15 protein-coding genes and 1 tRNA gene are annotated in these 16,026 nt (G+C 60.2%); 12 read left to right on the top strand and 4 right to left on the bottom strand.

From position 1 onward, the window contains the following. Positions 1-176: 176 nt before the first annotated feature. The 5 genes from IEW17_RS21500 (at position 177) to IEW17_RS13265 (ending at position 3,863) form a co-directional block, all read left to right on the top strand. Positions 177-437, top strand: a complete 261-nt coding sequence (locus IEW17_RS21500) for an Hpt domain-containing protein (protein ID WP_188562535.1) — start codon at positions 177-179, stop codon at positions 435-437. A gap of 57 nt (positions 438-494) precedes the next feature. Beyond that, positions 495-881, top strand: coding sequence for a response regulator (locus tag IEW17_RS13280; protein WP_188562534.1), 387 nt, complete (start codon positions 495-497; stop codon positions 879-881). Between the two features lie 115 nt (positions 882-996). Next, positions 997-1,764 carry an MBL fold metallo-hydrolase gene (locus IEW17_RS13275; RefSeq protein WP_188562533.1) on the top strand — a complete coding sequence of 256 codons (768 nt, stop codon included), beginning with the start codon at positions 997-999 and terminating at the stop codon, positions 1,762-1,764. A 99-nt stretch (positions 1,765-1,863) separates the two neighbouring features. After that, entirely contained in the window at positions 1,864-2,277 is a 414-nt protein-coding gene (locus tag IEW17_RS13270) for a hypothetical protein (RefSeq protein ID WP_229748992.1), read from the top strand. A 32-nt stretch (positions 2,278-2,309) separates the two neighbouring features. Continuing rightward, positions 2,310-3,863, top strand: coding sequence for an NFACT RNA binding domain-containing protein (locus tag IEW17_RS13265; RefSeq protein WP_188562531.1), 1,554 nt, complete (start codon positions 2,310-2,312; stop codon positions 3,861-3,863). A gap of 434 nt (positions 3,864-4,297) precedes the next feature. Here IEW17_RS13265 and IEW17_RS13260 read toward each other — a convergent pair. After that, positions 4,298-4,379: transfer RNA gene (locus IEW17_RS13260), tRNA-Leu, on the bottom strand. Between the two features lie 200 nt (positions 4,380-4,579). On the opposite strand from IEW17_RS13260, the gene IEW17_RS21350 reads away from it, so the two are divergent. Continuing rightward, positions 4,580-4,864 (top strand): low affinity iron permease family protein, encoded by a 285-nt coding sequence (locus tag IEW17_RS21350; protein WP_188562530.1) that lies wholly within the window; start codon positions 4,580-4,582, stop codon positions 4,862-4,864. A gap of 281 nt (positions 4,865-5,145) precedes the next feature. Here IEW17_RS21350 and IEW17_RS13250 read toward each other — a convergent pair whose 3' ends face one another. Continuing rightward, positions 5,146-5,856 carry a Dps family protein gene (locus IEW17_RS13250; protein WP_188562529.1) on the bottom strand — a complete coding sequence of 237 codons (711 nt, stop codon included), beginning with the start codon at positions 5,854-5,856 and terminating at the stop codon, positions 5,146-5,148. 116 nt (positions 5,857-5,972) lie between these two features. On the opposite strand from IEW17_RS13250, the gene IEW17_RS13245 reads away from it, so the two are divergent. The 3 genes from IEW17_RS13245 (at position 5,973) to IEW17_RS13235 (ending at position 9,953) form a co-directional block, all read left to right on the top strand. Continuing rightward, a complete protein-coding gene (locus IEW17_RS13245) occupies positions 5,973-6,692 on the top strand; it encodes a VIT1/CCC1 transporter family protein (protein WP_188562528.1) in 720 nt (239 codons plus the stop codon). 68 nt (positions 6,693-6,760) lie between these two features. Further along, entirely contained in the window at positions 6,761-7,591 is an 831-nt protein-coding gene (locus tag IEW17_RS13240; RefSeq protein ID WP_188562527.1) for a polyphosphate kinase 2 family protein, read from the top strand. 382 nt (positions 7,592-7,973) lie between these two features. Beyond that, the gene (locus IEW17_RS13235; RefSeq protein WP_229748991.1) at positions 7,974-9,953 is read left to right on the top strand and encodes a T9SS type A sorting domain-containing protein; all 1,980 of its coding nucleotides are present in this window, start codon (positions 7,974-7,976) and stop codon (positions 9,951-9,953) included. 59 nt (positions 9,954-10,012) lie between these two features. Here the strand turns inward: IEW17_RS13235 and IEW17_RS13230 are convergent, their stop codons facing one another. Together IEW17_RS13230 and IEW17_RS13225 are read right to left on the bottom strand one after the other, a co-directional pair. Then, complete coding sequence (locus tag IEW17_RS13230; protein WP_188562525.1) at positions 10,013-11,806, bottom strand: ABC transporter ATP-binding protein; 1,794 nt, start codon at positions 11,804-11,806, stop codon at positions 10,013-10,015. A 584-nt stretch (positions 11,807-12,390) separates the two neighbouring features. Next, positions 12,391-12,996 carry a chemotaxis protein CheB gene (locus IEW17_RS13225; protein ID WP_229748994.1) on the bottom strand — a complete coding sequence of 202 codons (606 nt, stop codon included), beginning with the start codon at positions 12,994-12,996 and terminating at the stop codon, positions 12,391-12,393. 24 nt (positions 12,997-13,020) lie between these two features. Here IEW17_RS13225 and IEW17_RS13220 point away from each other — a divergent pair, with 24 nt between their 5' ends. The 3 genes from IEW17_RS13220 (at position 13,021) to IEW17_RS13210 (ending at position 16,018) form a co-directional block, all read left to right on the top strand. After that, positions 13,021-13,530, top strand: coding sequence for a PAS domain-containing protein (locus IEW17_RS13220; RefSeq protein WP_188562523.1), 510 nt, complete (start codon positions 13,021-13,023; stop codon positions 13,528-13,530). An 85-nt stretch (positions 13,531-13,615) separates the two neighbouring features. Beyond that, positions 13,616-14,800, top strand: a complete 1,185-nt coding sequence (locus IEW17_RS13215) for a PAS domain-containing sensor histidine kinase (protein WP_188562522.1) — start codon at positions 13,616-13,618, stop codon at positions 14,798-14,800. Between the two features lie 108 nt (positions 14,801-14,908). Then, positions 14,909-16,018 carry a cytochrome-c peroxidase gene (locus IEW17_RS13210; RefSeq protein ID WP_188562521.1) on the top strand — a complete coding sequence of 370 codons (1,110 nt, stop codon included), beginning with the start codon at positions 14,909-14,911 and terminating at the stop codon, positions 16,016-16,018. Positions 16,019-16,026: the final 8 nt, after the last annotated feature.

The raw sequence follows: 16,026 nt of genomic DNA, 5'->3' as shown, positions 1-16,026 counted from the left end.
GAGGGGAAAGGAGGGGGGTACGCTACCCAAACTAATAATACTGTAATTAAGTTGTCAGAACACTAGATACCGATGAGCCCATCCTCGACGCTGCCATACTGCATCAGCTAATCGAGCTGGGTGGCCCCGAATTCACGTCCGACCTCTACCAGGAATTTGAACAGGAAGCGGGCGATTTGCTGCGCGATGCCGCGCCCGCAGCCGCTGCCAACAATTTTCGCGAGCTGCTGCCCATGCTTCATCAGCTCAAGGGTACGGCCGCTACGCTGGGTGGCGTAGCCCTTGCCGCCCAGGCGCGCCGCCTTGAGCATCAGTTCAAAGAAGGAAGAATAGAAACTGGCGCAGCTGATTTTAAACTTCTGGAACATTACTTTGTACAGTTCGTTGCCGAATACCCCGGTGCCGTTGAGCGAGCCATTACTTTTCCGCCCGTGTAAAAACGGCGGCTTTCTCCTCCAATCTACCCTATGAATCCAATCTTAAACCCTACGCTCATGTCCACCGAACCCCAAACCAAAACCATTCTCATTGCTGAGGACAGCTCGGTAATTCTTAACCTCACCCGCAAAATCCTGGAGTTGCAGAAGTACAAAATTGTGCTGGCCAAAAACGGGGGCGAAGTGTTGAAACAGTTGGAAAGCAACCCTGTTGATTGCGTGCTCATGGACATCAACATTCCGGTGAAGGATGGCATGCAGTGCACCCGCGAAATCCGCGCCCACGCCGACCCCAAAATCAACAAGCTCCCCATCATTGCCATCACCGGCAACGCCAACAATTACTCGATGGACCAGTTCCGCGAAGCCGGCGTGAGCGACTACCTGCCCAAGCCGCTCGATTTCGACGCCTTGGTGCGCGTAGTGAAACAGTACGTGGGGTAAATCGAATTGAGAATTAAAAATTAAGAATTAAAAATGTCGCGTTGCTGCGCCCGGTTGCACGTTCGCCTTTGCGGTAATTCTTAATTTTTAATTCTTAATTTTTAATTCAAATGCAGTGACCGTAACGTTCTTAGGCACGGGTACTTCCTCCGGGGTGCCGATGATAGGCTGCACCTGCGCGGTGTGCCGCTCGCTCGACCACCGCGACCACCGGCTGCGCGTGTCGGTGCACGTGGCCGTGGGCGGCCGCAGCCTCGTTATTGATTCCGGGCCCGATTTTCGGCAACAGATGCTGCGGGCCCGCGTCACACACCTCGACGGCCTGCTTTTCACGCACGAGCACAAGGACCACACCGCCGGCCTCGACGATATCCGCGCTTTCAACTTCCGGCAGCAGCAGGACATGCCGGTGTATGCCGAGCCGCGCGTGCTGCAGCAGCTGCAGCAGGAGTTTGCCTACATTTTTGCCGAGCACAAGTACCCCGGCGTACCCCGCGTGGTGCTGCACCCCATCGAGCGCGACGATGCGCCGTTTGATGTGATAGGGCTGCCCGTGCAGCCCTTGCGGGCCATGCACCACCGCCTGCCCGTGCTGGGCTTCCGCATCGGTGGCTTCTGCTACCTCACCGATGCCAACCACATCGGCCCCGAAACCCGAGCCCAGCTGCGCGATGCCGACGTCATCGTGCTCAACGCCCTGCGCCGCGAGGAGCACATTTCGCACTTCACGCTGGCCCAGGCCATTGCCGTGCTCGAAGAAGCCGCCCCCAAACGCGCCTACCTCACGCACATCAGCCACCAACTGGGCCGCCACGCCGAAGTAGAAGCCGAGCTGCCGCCCTGGATTCGGCTGGCGTATGATGGGCTGAAGGTAGAGGTATAGGCGATGAGGTATTTTCCTTCGATTACGGAAGCTTTCGCCTCGCCGTTTACGCAAGCGGTTGTGATGAATAGTCTTGGTAGCCATACCGCGCCGCCACTCATGTTGGGTGCCCTTTTTCGGGGTAAACCCGACAAGTTCTTTCGAGGTCAGGTAGGCGGCGAGCATTTCGAAATCTTCCGCACCATTCGAGGTCGGAACTCAATTTTGCCGATTATCACGGGTTGGGTGGTTCCTAATGAAAACGAGTTCGGTAGTATCCTGCGGATTCGGCACCGCCTGCACCTATTCGCGTTTATTCTAGCGGGTGCCGGGCTAAGCTTTTCAGGAATGATGGCCGCCCAAATAGTGTCGGGCTGGTTTACTCCCGTAGGTTTTCATCCGTTTGAACTACTGGGTTTTTTGCCATTCTTCGCGGTACTGTTCTTGTTTCCATATTTCTTCTGGGTCGAAGTCAGGAAGTCACGCTCGTTTCTGGTGACATTATTGATGCTCACGCCGCTTGAAAGCGCATAATTTTATTCTGCCTCAAGCGGCTCATTATTCTCATGCACACCAACTACTATTTCCTGCGCCAACTAGCCCCCGCGCTCACTGAGCGGCTGCGGGGCTACCGCGTGGCCGTGTGCTTCTCCCAGGAGAAAGACGAGTTGGTAATCGGCCTTACTGATGGTAGTAAAGGGTTTTGGCTGAAAGCGCAGTTGGGGGCTAATTTCCCCGCGTTGGCCCTGCCCGAAACCTTTCAGCGGGCCCGCGCCAACTCCGTCGATTTATTCCCCGATTTGCTGGGTGAGCAGGTCGAAACCGTGGCGGCTTGGCCCCAGGACCGGGTGCTGCAACTCAATTTCCGCAGCGGGGCTCGGGTGGTGTTCAAGCTCTACGGCCCGCGGCCCAACGCCATTTTTCGCACGTCGCCGGAGGGCCCGACCCAGCTTTTCCAGCAAAAGCTACTGGCCGATGCCGAGTTACGGCCTCAGGCCGCCGCTACGCCCACCGCCGCGGGCAAACTGCCGCCGCCGCTGGCCGATTTGCCCTTGCGCTACCTGCGCCTGCAGGGCTATGACCCGGCCCCGCCCGAAGCCAAAACCCGGTTGGTGAACCAGGTGCTGGCCCAGTTGGAAAAGCCGGCGCACTACTACCTCATCCAGCTTGACGGCCGCACGCGCCTTAGCCTGCTGCCCATCGGCGATGTGCTCGAGACCCTGCCCGGCGACGACCCCGTGGCCGCCCTGCGCCGCTTCGTGCCCATGGCCCTGGGCCGCCGCGCCCTGGAAATGGAAACCAAGCAGCTACGGCAGCTATTGGAGCGCCGCGCCGATGAAGCCAGCACTGCCGCCGTTCACGCCAGCAAACGCCTCCACGCCCTGGCCCACGAGGCCGGCTACCGCCACACCGCCGACCTCATCATGGCCAACCTGCACGATATTCCGGCCGGAGCGACGCAGGTTGAAGTCCTGGATTTCTACACGGGTGCCGCGCGGGTCATCAAGCTCAAACGCACCGAAAAGCCCCAATTCACCGCCGAAAACCTCTACCGCAAAGGCAAAAACCAGCAAATCGAAGAGCGCCAGCTCACTGAGCGCATTGCCCGGCGCGAAGCCGAAGCCCTGACAGCCCTGGAGCGCCTCGAAGAAATGGACACCCAACCAGCGCTGGCCGAGTTGCGCGGCCTGCGCACTTGGCGCAAGCAGCACGGTCTCGACCCCGCGCCCGCCGCTGGCAAAGCTCCCACCGAGTTGCCTTTTAAGGTATTCGAGGACCGGGGCTTCACCATTCTGGTGGGCCGCAACGCGGCGAACAACGACTTGCTAACCCAGAAATACGCGCACAAAGACGACCTTTGGCTGCACGCCAAGGACGTGACCGGCTCGCACGTCGTCATCCGGCACCGTGCCGGGCAGCCCGTGCCCGAGCCCGTGGTGGAGCATGCCGCGCAGCTAGCCGGTTGGTACTCGCGCCGCCAGCACGACACGCTCTGCCCGGTGACGGTGACGCCTAAAAAGTTTGTACGCAAGCCCAAGGGCGCGCTGCCCGGCCAGGTAGTGGTAGAACGCGAGCGGGTGGTGCTGGTGAAACCCGGCAACCCATTTGAGCGGGAGTAGCACTGCTTTTTGCACGTCATGCTTCGACCAGCTCAGCATGACGTTCTTTTACTGAAGCTGTTTAGGAATGCAAAAAAAACTAAGTGACCGTCATGCCGAGCGCAGCCGAGGCATCTCGCTCGCCTCGTTGAACGGCCCGGACGGCCCGAACGAGATGCCTCGGTCCCTGGCTTGATGCGCCACATGCTCGGCATGACCGACTGACAAATTGCTAAACAGCTTCATTAGAGCCGTTTATAGGTTAGCGCATATGATATAGAGACGCATATTTGCGTCTCGTCGTTGTTTAGCCTATTCATTATCAACATGTTCAACGACGAGACGCAAATATGCGTCTCTACTTCGCACTTACACTGACTTTGAAACTGCGCTAGTATGGCGGCTACAACAAAAAAGCCCGTTCCAAATAATTGGAACGGGCTTTCCGATTCACGTGCGCGCGGGGAGATTCGAACTCCCACACCCGAAGGCACCACCCCCTCAAGATGGCGTGTCTACCAGTTTCACCACGTGCGCGAATTGGGTAATTGCACCAGGTATTTCGGCCGAAACCGGCTTCGTTGAGGTACCGAAGCGGGTGCAAAGATAGCCGCCGCATTTCGGCCATCCAACCTTCTGGCTGCCTTTTTCATCAATTGCCCACCATTCAAGGTGTTACATTGTGGTACTCTGGATGCCAATGGGGCTTCTGCTTACCAAAGACCCGCTTTCCTGCCATGCATGCTATCCATAAAGTCGAAACAAGCTCCTTTTTTGGCCGCTTGGCCGAGCAGATTACGCGTTTTTCGGGCTCCACAGTGGCATTTACGTCGGCAGCGATGATTATTCTAGCCTGGGGCATCACCGGCCCCTACTTTCATTATTCAGAAACCTGGCAGCTGGTCATCAACACGGGTACCACCATCGTCACGTTTCTGATGGTCTTTCTTATTCAGCGGGCGCAAAACAAGGATTCACTCGTGCTGCACCTTAAGCTCAGTGAACTAATCGCCGCCACGTAGGGAGCCAGCAACCGGCTGATTAACGCCCAGGATTTCTCGGAGGAAGAAATAAACCTGCTCCATAATTTCTATTGTGCTTTGGCCGAATTAGCCAAAAAAGACAGCAACCTAGGCCAGACGCACTCGGTGGAAGAAGCGGAGGAAAATGAAAGCGATAAAGTGGAAGCCCGGGTCGAAGATGAGCCCCAATAATGCCGGGACGCAGTAGTTACGCGAACATAAAAGAGCGCTGCTGCACCTAGTGCGGCAGCGCTCTTTTGCAAATCGTAGCAGTGGGTAGCCTATTCAGCTTTGATGAGCGGCGAGTCCACTACGTGCTCGGCCACGAACCACACCTGCATTTCGTTGGTGCGCACCAGCTGGCTCACAATAAGGTCGTTCGTGCCATCGTCGCCGCTTTGGTCGGCTCTGCTGGCATAGTCGTGGCAGTTCTTGAGGATGCGCTGGTGGCCGTCGAGCAGGCGTGATACCTGCACGGGCGCTTCCTCACGGTCGCGCGGCACGCGCGGAATGCTGGTTAATTCGGCCACATCGTGGGCCATGGCGATGGCCACGCCGCCCAGAATCTGAATGCGTTCGGCAATGGCGTCGACCAACATCGATTGCTCTTCGTAGTGCTTGTCGAAAAGCAGGTGCAACTGGTAGAAAGTAGGGCCTACTACCTGCCAATGGTGCTTTTTGTACATGTCGCGCTGCGTAATGGCATCGGCCAGCAGCTGGTTGAGCATGGTTACGCTTTCCTGGCGGGTGCTTTCGCCCAAGCCAATGGGCAGGCGCTGGCTCACGGTGCCGTAGCGCTGGGTGGGGGCGGGGGCGTTCTGCTGCTGGTTCAGGCGGGGCTGAATATCGACGGCGGCGTTGCTGCCGGCCCCGTTGCCGGTGTTGCTTTTGCCGTTGGCGCTGGCTTTAGGAGCCGCAGCAGCTTTGGCGACTGGAGCAGCTTTTTTGGGAGAAGCGGAGCTTTTGGGGGCAGCTTTGGCGGGTGATGCCATGGGAATAGGGCGAATAAAGTGAGTGAAAACTACCGAATAAAACCGGTGTCGAAATAATTAGTTGTACCTACGTAAAACGGTGCCCTGGGTTAATCCCAGTACCTAGATTTCTCAGTATGATTGAGCCCACCGCCCAGATTCTGCGCGACCTGCACCCCGAAAACCACTCGACCAGCTCGGCTATGCTGCAGGATGTGGTGATTGGCCTATCCGATGGCCTGACCGTGCCCTTCGCCCTGGCGGCGGGCCTGAGCGGCGCGGTAGCTTCGTCGGGGCTGGTGATTACGGCGGGCCTGGCCGAAATAGTGGCCGGCAGCATTGCCATGGGCCTGGGTGGCTACCTGGCGGGCCGCACCGAAGTAGAGCACTACGATACCGAACTGGCCCGCGAGCGCCGCGAAGTGCAGGAAGTGCCCGACGTAGAGCGGACCGAAGTAGATGAGCTGCTGGCCGAAATGGGTCTTTCGGTCGCCACTCGCCAACTGGCCATCACAGAGCTCACCGCCGACCCCGAGCAATGGGTGCGGTTCATGATGAAGTACGAATTGGGCCTGGAGGAACCCGACCCCAGGCAAGCCCCCAAAAGCGCCGCCACTATCAGCTCGGCCTACGCGGTGGGCGGGCTGATTCCACTCAGCGCCTATTTTTTTACGGATACGCCCACGGAAGGACTGGCGTGGTCGGCAGCCATCACGCTGGTGTGCCTGCTGGTGTTCGGCTATTTCAAAAGTCGTATTACCGGGCAGCCACCCGTGGCCGGAGCTCTTAAAATGGCCGTGGTAGGGGCGCTGGCCGCCGCGGCGGCCTTTGGAATAGCGCGGTTGGTGAGCGGGTAGCCCATCACGGGTGGCCCACCAAGGACAGTCAGGGCCGGTTACGGCCAGTATGATTAGCTTCGCAGCCTATGAAATTCAAGATACCTAAGACCCCGGCCGTGCGCGTCAAGGGCAAGTCGTTTCGGCTGGCCGCCGTGGACCCGGACGCGGCCACGCCTTTTGCGCACAAGCGCCTAAGCGCGGAAGCGGCCCAGCCCCGGCTGCTGGTTTTGCGACAGCGGCTGTGCGTGCTGCAGGAAATGCTGTACGCTGAGCATAAGCGCAGCCTGCTCATCGTGTTTCAGGCCCTGGACACGGGCGGCAAGGACGGTGCTGTCAAGAACCTGCTCACGGGCGTGAACCCGGCCGGGGTGCAGGTGACCTCGTTCAAGGCCCCGTCGGAGGAAGAGATGAGCCATGATTTCCTGTGGCGCATTCACGCCCGCACGCCCACAAAGGGGCACATCGGTGTGTTCAACCGCTCCCACTACGAAGATGTGCTGGTGACCCGCGTGCACGGCTTGATTGACGACAAAACGGCCAGGCAGCGGTTCGAAGCCATCAACAACTTTGAGTCCTTGCTGACTCGCAACGGCACGCTCATCCTCAAGTTCTTCCTGCACATCTCCAAGCAGGAGCAGGCCGAACGCCTGCAGGAACGCCTCGACGACCCCAGCAAGAACTGGAAATTCGACCCCAACGACATCAAGGAGCGCGCCCACTGGGACGAGTACCAGCACGTCTTTGAGGATGCGCTACGGCATTGTTCGCCCGATTCCGCCCCGTGGTTTGTGGTGCCCGCCGACCGCAAATGGGTGCGCGACCTGGCCATCATCGAAATAGTGGTGGCCGCGTTGGAGGATATGAACCCCAAGCCCCGTCCTGTCAACTTCGACCCGAAGCAGCAGGTCATAATATGATGGCACGCTAACCCAGGAACGGCCGTTTTTGTGTGCTGCTTAACCAGAAAACAATCGTGGAGAGATTGATTTACTGAAGCTATTTGGGAATTCAAAAAAACTACGTGACCGTCATGCCGAGCATGTGGCGCATCAAGCCAGGGACCGAGGCATCTCGCTCGCCTCGTTGAACGGCCCGGACGGCCCGAGCGAGATGCCTCGGTCCCTGGCTTGATGCGCCACATGCTCGGCATGACCGACTGACAAATTGCCAAACAGCTTTAATATAAAATAATAGTAATATTACCGTATGAAAGCAGGTTTAATTTCATTGAGGGTTCGGGTAATATTGGTGCTGATGCTGTTAGGGCTGGCTGGCCCTAGCTGGGCTCAGGACGCGTGCATGTTGATTCCCGCGCCGCTGGCCGAGCGCGTTGCAACGGCAACCCTCATCGTTGAGGCCGGGGTAAGGGCCCAGCAAGCGGTGAGCGAAAACGGCCATATTTACACCATCAGCGAGCTGACGGTGTATAAAGTATTTCAGGGTACGGAGCCCGCGGTGCTGCGCCTGGCCGAAGCCGGCGGTACGGTGGGCCTGCGCCGTGAGGTGGTGAGCACCAGCATTACGCTGGCACCCGAGCAGCAGGGTTTGTTTTTGCTGGAACCCCACCCGCTGCTGCCCGGTACCTACCGGCTGGTGGCGGGGCCGCAGGGTTTCGTGCGCTACGACCTGGCCGACCGCACGGCCTCCGAGCCGTTTGGGCGCTACGCCTCCATTGCGGGGACGTTGTACCCGGCCGTGGAGGCGCTGGCCGGACAATCCTGGCGCACGGTGCGACCCAATGCCGCTCTGGCGGAAGCTTTGCCGGTGGCCCGGCCCACGGCGCAGCCAGTCATCAGCAGCTTTTCGCCGGCCAGCCTCACGGCCGGTACTGATGCGGTGCTCACCATCAACGGCTCGAATTTTGGCGCGACGCAGGGCAGCGGCAGCGTAGAATTTCCCAACGCCAACAGCGGCGGGAGCAGCTTCGTGGCCGCCAACCCCGCAGATTATATACCGTTACAGTGGTCCGATACCCAGATTCAGGTGCGGGTACCGTCGACCAATGTATTAACGGGCGGCGTGGCCGGCACTGGTACCTTTCGGGTGATAAATTCCGGTGGCGAAACTGGCACAAGTCTCACGGCCCTGACGGTGGTGTACGCCCTGAGCAACTTGGGCCAGGGAGCCAATAACCCACCCAACCGCCCCCGGCTGGTGAATGATGATGGGCAGGGCGGCTACACCCTGCTCTACAGCGCTGGTTTTGCGGGAGTGACCGGTGCAGCCACTTCCTTCGAGCGGGCGCTGGCTTCGTGGGCCTGCGCCACGCGGCTGCGCCGGGTGGTGGGCTCCGGGGCCGGAGTCAATACCACCGATTCAAATTTGGAAAATATCGTACGTTTTGAATCTTTAGGCAGTAGCACGCTGGCCACTGCCACCTCCTATTATTCGGGGTGCAGCGTGAATGGCGGCCCAACCCAGTTTTCATTGGTTGAAACGGATTATACATTTAACGATTTAAGTGCAATTGCTGGTTTTTCCTGGAACTATGGAACAGGTACGCCCAGCAACACTCAGTATGATTTTGAAAGTGTGGCCCTACATGAATTGGGGCACGGCACCCAGCTAAATCACATCATTGCTCCAACGGCAGTAATGCATTTTTCTATTTCCAATGGAGAGAGCAAGCGCGTGTTGAACGCTGCTAGTGACGTTACTGCCGGCCAGGATGTTTTTACTTTCAGTGCCACTAGCAGTTGTGGGTTCGCCCCACCCGTGGCCACCCCTGTGCCCTCTGGCTGCCAGCCCCTGCCCGTAGAGCTTACCGCTTTCTCGGCTCGGTACGCAACCGGCGCAGGCACTACCCTGGCGTGGAGCACCGCCTCGGAGCATAACAGTGCCTACTTCGCCGTGGAAGCCCAGGAGGAGGGCGGCAAAAACTGGATTGAAGTGCTGCGCCAACCGGCGGCCGGCAGCAGCAGCAGCAGCCTCCGCACCTATCAAGCCCGCGACCCGCGCCTGCTGTCCGGCACCCGCTACTACCGGCTGCGGCAGGTCGACCACGACACCCGCACCAGCTACTCGAGCTTGGTAACGGTTTCCGGGCTTGAGTCGGGGCTGGCGCTATACCCTAATCCGGTGGCCGACCGCCTGCAGGTGAGTGGCCCGGACCAAGCTGGTCGTCTCACTTTTTACGATGTGATGGGAAATAAGGTGACAGGTTTTGAGCTAGTTGCCGGGCCAAACGATGTAGACGTAAGCGCCCTGCGCCCCGGCCTCTACCTGGTGGAATGGGCCGATGGCCGTACTGTGCGGCGCGGGCGGCTGCAGAAACTGTAATCGTCTGTCATTGCGAGCGCAGCGAGGCAACGACACAGTTCCCTCGCAATGACGGGCTGCTACAGCACTGCCGCGACTGCTTCCTCGGTCGTTTCCTTGCGCTCGCCAATCTGCTGGCGCCACATGGCGTAGTAGAGGCCTTTTTGGGCCAATAGCTCGTCGTGGCGGCCTTGCTCGGCCACGTGGCCGCGCTCCAGTACGAAGATGCGGTCGGCGTGCAGGATAGTGCTGAGGCGGTGGGCAATGAGAATGGTCATGTGCTGGCGCGAGCCGGACAGCTTCCGCACCGTCTTGCCAATTTCCTCCTCGGTGAGCGAATCCAGGGCCGACGTCGCCTCGTCGAACACCATGAGCGTGGGCTTGCGGAGCAGGGCGCGGGCAATGCTGAGGCGCTGCTTTTCGCCGCCCGAAACCTTCACGCCGCCTTCGCCAATCACGGTATCCAGGCCCAGCGGGGCACGGGCCAGCAGGGTGTCGGCCGCGGCCTGGCGCAGGGCCAGCAGGCACTCCTCGTCGGTGGCGTTGGGGGCTACGAAGCGCAGGTTTTCGCGGATGGTGCCGGAGAATAATTGCGTGTCCTGGGTCACGAAGCCGATTTGCTCGCGCAGCTCGTCGAGGTCGATTTCATTGCCGGGGATGCCGTTGTAGAGAATCTGGCCCGACAGGGGCGGGTAGAGGCCCACCAGCAGCTTCACCAAAGTCGTTTTGCCCGAGCCCGAGGGGCCCACGAAGGCAATGGTTTCGCCGAGCTTGGTGGTGAAGGAAATGTCCGACAATGCCTGGTTGTTGGCCGTGAGGTGCTTGAAGCTGACGTGGTTGAAGGCCAGGTTGTCGATGTGCGCCACGGACTTGGGCTCGGCCGGCTTCACGTCCTTCGGGGTGTCGAGAATCTGTTGGAAATTGCCCAGTGAAATCTCGGTTTCGCGGTAGATGCCGATGATGGCCCCCAGTTCCTGCAGCGGCCCGAAGATGGAAAACGAGTAGATGAAGAACGAGAAAAACTCGCCCAGGCTGATGTGGTTTTGCACCCGCAGGTAGAGCAGCAGCAGGATGATGGTGTTGCGCAGCAAGTTTACAAACGTGCCCTGCACGAAGCTCAGCGAGCGCAGGTAGCGCACTTTGCGCAGCTCCAGTTTAAGGATTTTGTTGGTAATGCCATTCAGCCGCTCGGTTTCCTGTTGGGCCAGGCCCAGGCTTTTAATCAGCTCAATGTTGCGCAGGCTCTCGGTGGTAGAGCCGGCCAGCGAAGTGGTTTCGGCCACAATGGTGCGCTGAATAACTTTGATGCGCTTGCTCAGCACAAAGCTCAGAATGCCCAGCAGCGGGATGGTGATAAAGTAGCCCGCCGCGATAGGCCAGTACACCGTGATGGCGTACCACATCACGAAAATGATGCCCACCAGCGCCGTAAACAGCACGTTCACAAATGCCTGAATCAGTTTCTCCACGTCGGTTCGCACCTTCTGGAGCTTGCCCAGCGTCTCGCCCGAGCGCTGGTCCTCAAACACCTGGTAGGGCAGCTCCAGCGAGTGGCGCAGGCCGTCGGAATACATCTTGGCGCCCAGCCGCTGGGTGATGACGTTGACGTAGTAGTCCTGGAAGTTCTTGGCGATGCGCGACACCATGGCCACGCCCAGCATCATGCCGATGTAGGGGATGGCTTCCCGGAAAAACGGCCAGAACGGCACTTCCAGCAGTCCGCCAACGCCGCCATTTTTGGGCACGAAATGGTCGACCAGCTTGCGGAAAATGTAGGGGTCAAGCAGCGAGAATATCTGGTTGACGGCGGCCAGCACGAGGGCCAGAGTCAGCAGCGGCCAGTAGTTGCGCAGGTAGGTGTATAGAATTTTCATGGAGCAGAAAGAAAGTCAGTGCCGCCCGGCAGGTCGCTAGCAACCCCGGCGGATGGCAATGGTTCGGGACTAAGCCGCCGCCGCCGTATTGGGCCGGCGCAGCCAGAGGGCGGGCCGCCATGGCCAGACGCAAAACTTACCCACATGTTTTAATCGGCAGTGTCAAGGCTGCTTGTGCCGGCCGGCCGTTGCCCTTGGCCGCAGCCGTAAATTGATGCAAACGGGATTTACAGCAGGTTAATTATCAGTACTTACTCCCGTCATAATCCGTATTTATTCTGGGTATATATAGCTATGTTATGGATAAATTTGTAATGCTACCAACTATTCTGAATCCACAAGTTAGCGCTAGCCTCGTTGCCGATTAGTAATGCTGTAGGCGGCATGTGCTTATTTCATTTGTCTCACACCTACTCATCTTTGCTATGACGACTATTTGCTGCGAATTATTGCCGGATAGCTACCTCATTGTCTTGGCTCCGGCCCAGGAGGGAGAGATGGAGACTGCGCTGGCGCACCAGCTAACGTGCGCGCAGCAGAGTGGCAAAGCGGCCGTGTGGGTCGATTGTGGCATGCTCAACTCGCTATCGGACGAAGCGGCGCAGCTGCTGTGGATGCTGCATCACTACCTGAAGGAGCAGCGCGCCGAGCTGGTGCTGGTGCACGTGCCCGAACTCGTGCGGAAAGTGGTGCTGAAGCAAGAAGCAGGACCGGCACCCTGCATCGTGCCCACTTTGCTGGATGCGGCCCGCCAGTCGCATTGGCACCAGTGGCACAACCGGCAGCACTGGGCCTAGCCGGGCCCTCGTATTCGAAAGGGCATCGTGCGGGTCCTGAACCACGGCCACTCCGCCGCACCGCTTGATAAACTCAAGGCCGGCCGTGCCGTCGTGCAGCATGCCGGTGAGTACCACGCCCACCATGCGCGGCCCGTAGGCCACGGCCGCTGACCGAAATAGGGCATCGGCAGCGGGGCGGTAGTGGTTTTCGCGGGGGCCTTTGGTCATGAGCAGGTGCCCAACGCTGCCATCCTTGGCCAGCAGGTGGCGGTCGGGCGAGGCCAAGTACAGAGTGCCGGCCCCAATGGTTTCGCCGTCGATGGGTAGGCGGTAGCGCCGCTCGGTGTGGCGGCCCCCGGCTCCGATGCCCAGGTGCAGGCCCTGGGGAGAGAGCTGCAGCACACCAAGCACCGCCTCCAAACCACCATTGAGGAGATGGAAAGCAGCCTGGAGGAACTCAAAAGCACCAACGAGGAGCTGCAAAGCACCAACGAGGAAGCCATGACCAACAAGGAGGAAATGCAGAGCCTAAACGAGGAGCTGATGACCCTGAACACCCAGTACCTCAGCAAAACCGAGGAGTTGAGACAGGCCGCCAACGACATGAAAAACCTGCTCGATGCCAACCAGCGCGTGCTGGCTTTCAGCGGGGCGTTTGCCAAGTTTTTCGGTTTTGACCCGGCCCGCATCAAGGGCTCGCCCCTGCACGAGCTCGACGGTGGGGCCTGGCAGCAGCCCGCCCTGGCGCAGCGCCTGGAAGAAGCCCTGCGCCACCCCGACGAGCTGTTCGAAGACTTCCAGTTCACGGCTACTTTCCCAAGTGCCGGAGCCCGCTCGCTGCTGCTTTATGGCCGGGCCATCACCAGCCACGGCACCCAAACCGGCTGGCTATTGCTGGGCATGCAGGAAATTGGGCAGGAGCAGCTGACGAGCGCCGTTGGCTAAGGCCATACTCCTGTAGGCGGCACTTGCCTGCCCGTTGGAGCCTGCTTATCTTCACCGGGTTGTATCCTTCTATCCACGTTCCGCAATGTCTCAGTCCGCTGCCCTGGTCCCAGGCCCCAACAACCCGCACGCGACCCTGCTCGCCCTGCGTGCCCGGGCCGAACAGTATCGGCACCTCGTAACCCAGCACCCGTCTCCCGAGATACCGGTCGATACGCAGCGCCTGGTGCAGGAGCTGCAGGTGCACCAGATAGAGTTGGAAATGCAAAACGAGGAGCTGCTACTGGCCCAGGCCGAAGCGGAGACTGCCCGTGCCCGCTACCTCGACCTCTACGATTTTGCCCCGGTAGGCTACTTCACCCTCTCGCCGGCTGGCCAGATTGAACAGCTTAACCTGCACGCCAGCCAGATGCTGGGCACCGAGCGATTGCGGCTGGTGCAGCGGCGTTTCGCTCTATTTGTAGCCCCAGCCCAGCGCTTAGAATTTGAGCAGTTTCTTGCCCGGGTGCTTCGCACCGATGCCACGCAAAGCTGCGAGCTGCCATTGCTGCGCGACGACGGCACGCCCTTTCACGGGCAGTTGGAAGGCCTGCGCGTAGCCACCCCAGCCGGCCTGCAGTGCCGGCTGGCAGTGCTCGATATCAGCGCCCGGCAGCAGGAGGTGCTGGCCGCCATTCTCACCACCCAGGAAACCGAGCGCAAGCGCATTGCCGAAGCCCTGCACAATGGCCTGGGCCAGCTGCTCTACGCCACCAAGCTCAGCCTGGAAGGCCGCAGTGGCACGCCGGTCTCGGTTCGCGAATCGCTCAAGCTGCTGGAAGAGGCTATCAGGGCCACCCGTACTATTTCCTTCGAGCTCACGCCGGGTATTCTCGAAGATTTTGGCTTGCGCACCGCGCTGGAGGAACTAGCCAAGCGCATTGCTCCGGCCTGTCTGCCCGTGCGCCTGCACCTCACCGGGCTGGAGCAGCGCCTGGCTCCGTCGGTCGAAATTGCGGTGTACCGTGTTGTGCAAGAGTTGCTCAATAACGTGATGAAGCACGCCCGGGCCACTGAAGTGGTGGTGCACCTGGTGCGCGAAAGCCACCGCCTCGAAGTGAGCGTGGAAGACGATGGCTGCGGCTTTGAGCCCGCCGCGCAGGCCCAGCAGCCGCTGGCGGGCATCGGGCTGGCGGGCGTGCGTAACCGCGTGGCCCTGCTCGGGGGCGAGCTGTCGGTGGTGTCGCGCCTGGGCCGGGGCACCATCATTAGTTTCGGGCTTGCCGTGTAGTGGGGTTCAGCGGGTTGCCGGCGTGGGTTTTGCGCCCGGTGGGTCGGTGTTTCTTATCTTTAAAACGCGCTAACTAAGCCAGTGCCTTTCAACCAGGGAGCTATGAAGATGAGAGCTGCTTTTGCCGGTCTGGGCTTCGTGGTGTTGAGCGTGGCTGGTTGCACCCCCGGTGCTGACCCCATTGCCCCCGCTACGGACCCCGAGGGCCCGGTGGTGCCCCCCAAAGCGTATGCATTAGCGCTGCCCACCCTGTTTCCCACCGCGCCGGCCCAGCCCGCCGATAATCCCCTCACCGAGCCGGGCGTGGCCCTGGGCCGGCAGCTGTTCTACGAAACGGCGCTGTCGGGGAACAGCACCATTTCCTGCGCCTCCTGCCACCAGCAGGCACGGGCCTTTACCGATGGCCTGGCCCGGTCTCAGGGCGTGAGCCAGGCCCGCACGCCCCGCAGTTCCATGTCGCTGGCCAATCTGCTCTGGGAGCCGCGCCTGACTTGGGACGGAGCCGCGACCACGCTGGAGAACCAGGCCCGTATTCCCATCGAAAACCCGGTTGAAATGCACCAGTCGCTCGCGGCTGGCGTGGCCCGCCTGCAGCGGGTGGCGGCCTACCCGCCGCTGTTTCGGGCCGCGTTTGGCAGCAGCACCGTCACCGAGGCCAACGTGCTGAAAGCGCTGGCTCAATTTGAGCGCACCCTGATTTCGAGCAACTCGCCCTTCGACCGCTATCGGCGCGGCGACCGCACGGCCCTTTCCAGCTTCGAGCTGCAGGGCTTCATCCTGTTCACCACCCATCCCAATGGCACGCTGCGGGGCGGTAACTGCGGCGACTGCCACTCTGGCGAGCTGCAAACCAACCACACCTTCAGCAACAACGGCCTCGACGCCAACCCCGCCGACCTGGGCCTGGGCCTGCAAACCGGCCGCCCCACCGACAACGGCAAGTTCCGGGTGCCTTCGCTGCGCAACACCGCCCTCACAGCCCCTTACATGCACGATGGCCGCTTTGCCACTCTGGAGCAGGTGGTGGACCACTACAACGAGCACGTTGCCCTGAACAGCCCCAATATCGACCCGCTGCTGCTCAACACCACCAACGACCCGCGCCAGCAAAGCTTCACCCTCGACCTGACGGCCACTGAAAAGGCTCAGATTGTGGCCTTCATGCGCACGCTCACCGACCTCCCGTTTATCAACGACCCGCGCTTCGCGCGGCCTTAACCGGCGGC

Origin of the sequence: Hymenobacter frigidus (assembly GCF_014640435.1) — a bacterium.
GTDB classification, from domain to species: domain Bacteria; phylum Bacteroidota; class Bacteroidia; order Cytophagales; family Hymenobacteraceae; genus Hymenobacter; species Hymenobacter frigidus.
The sequence above is the reverse complement of the archived record's forward strand: the minus strand, read 5'-3'. Positions and strand labels throughout refer to the sequence as shown.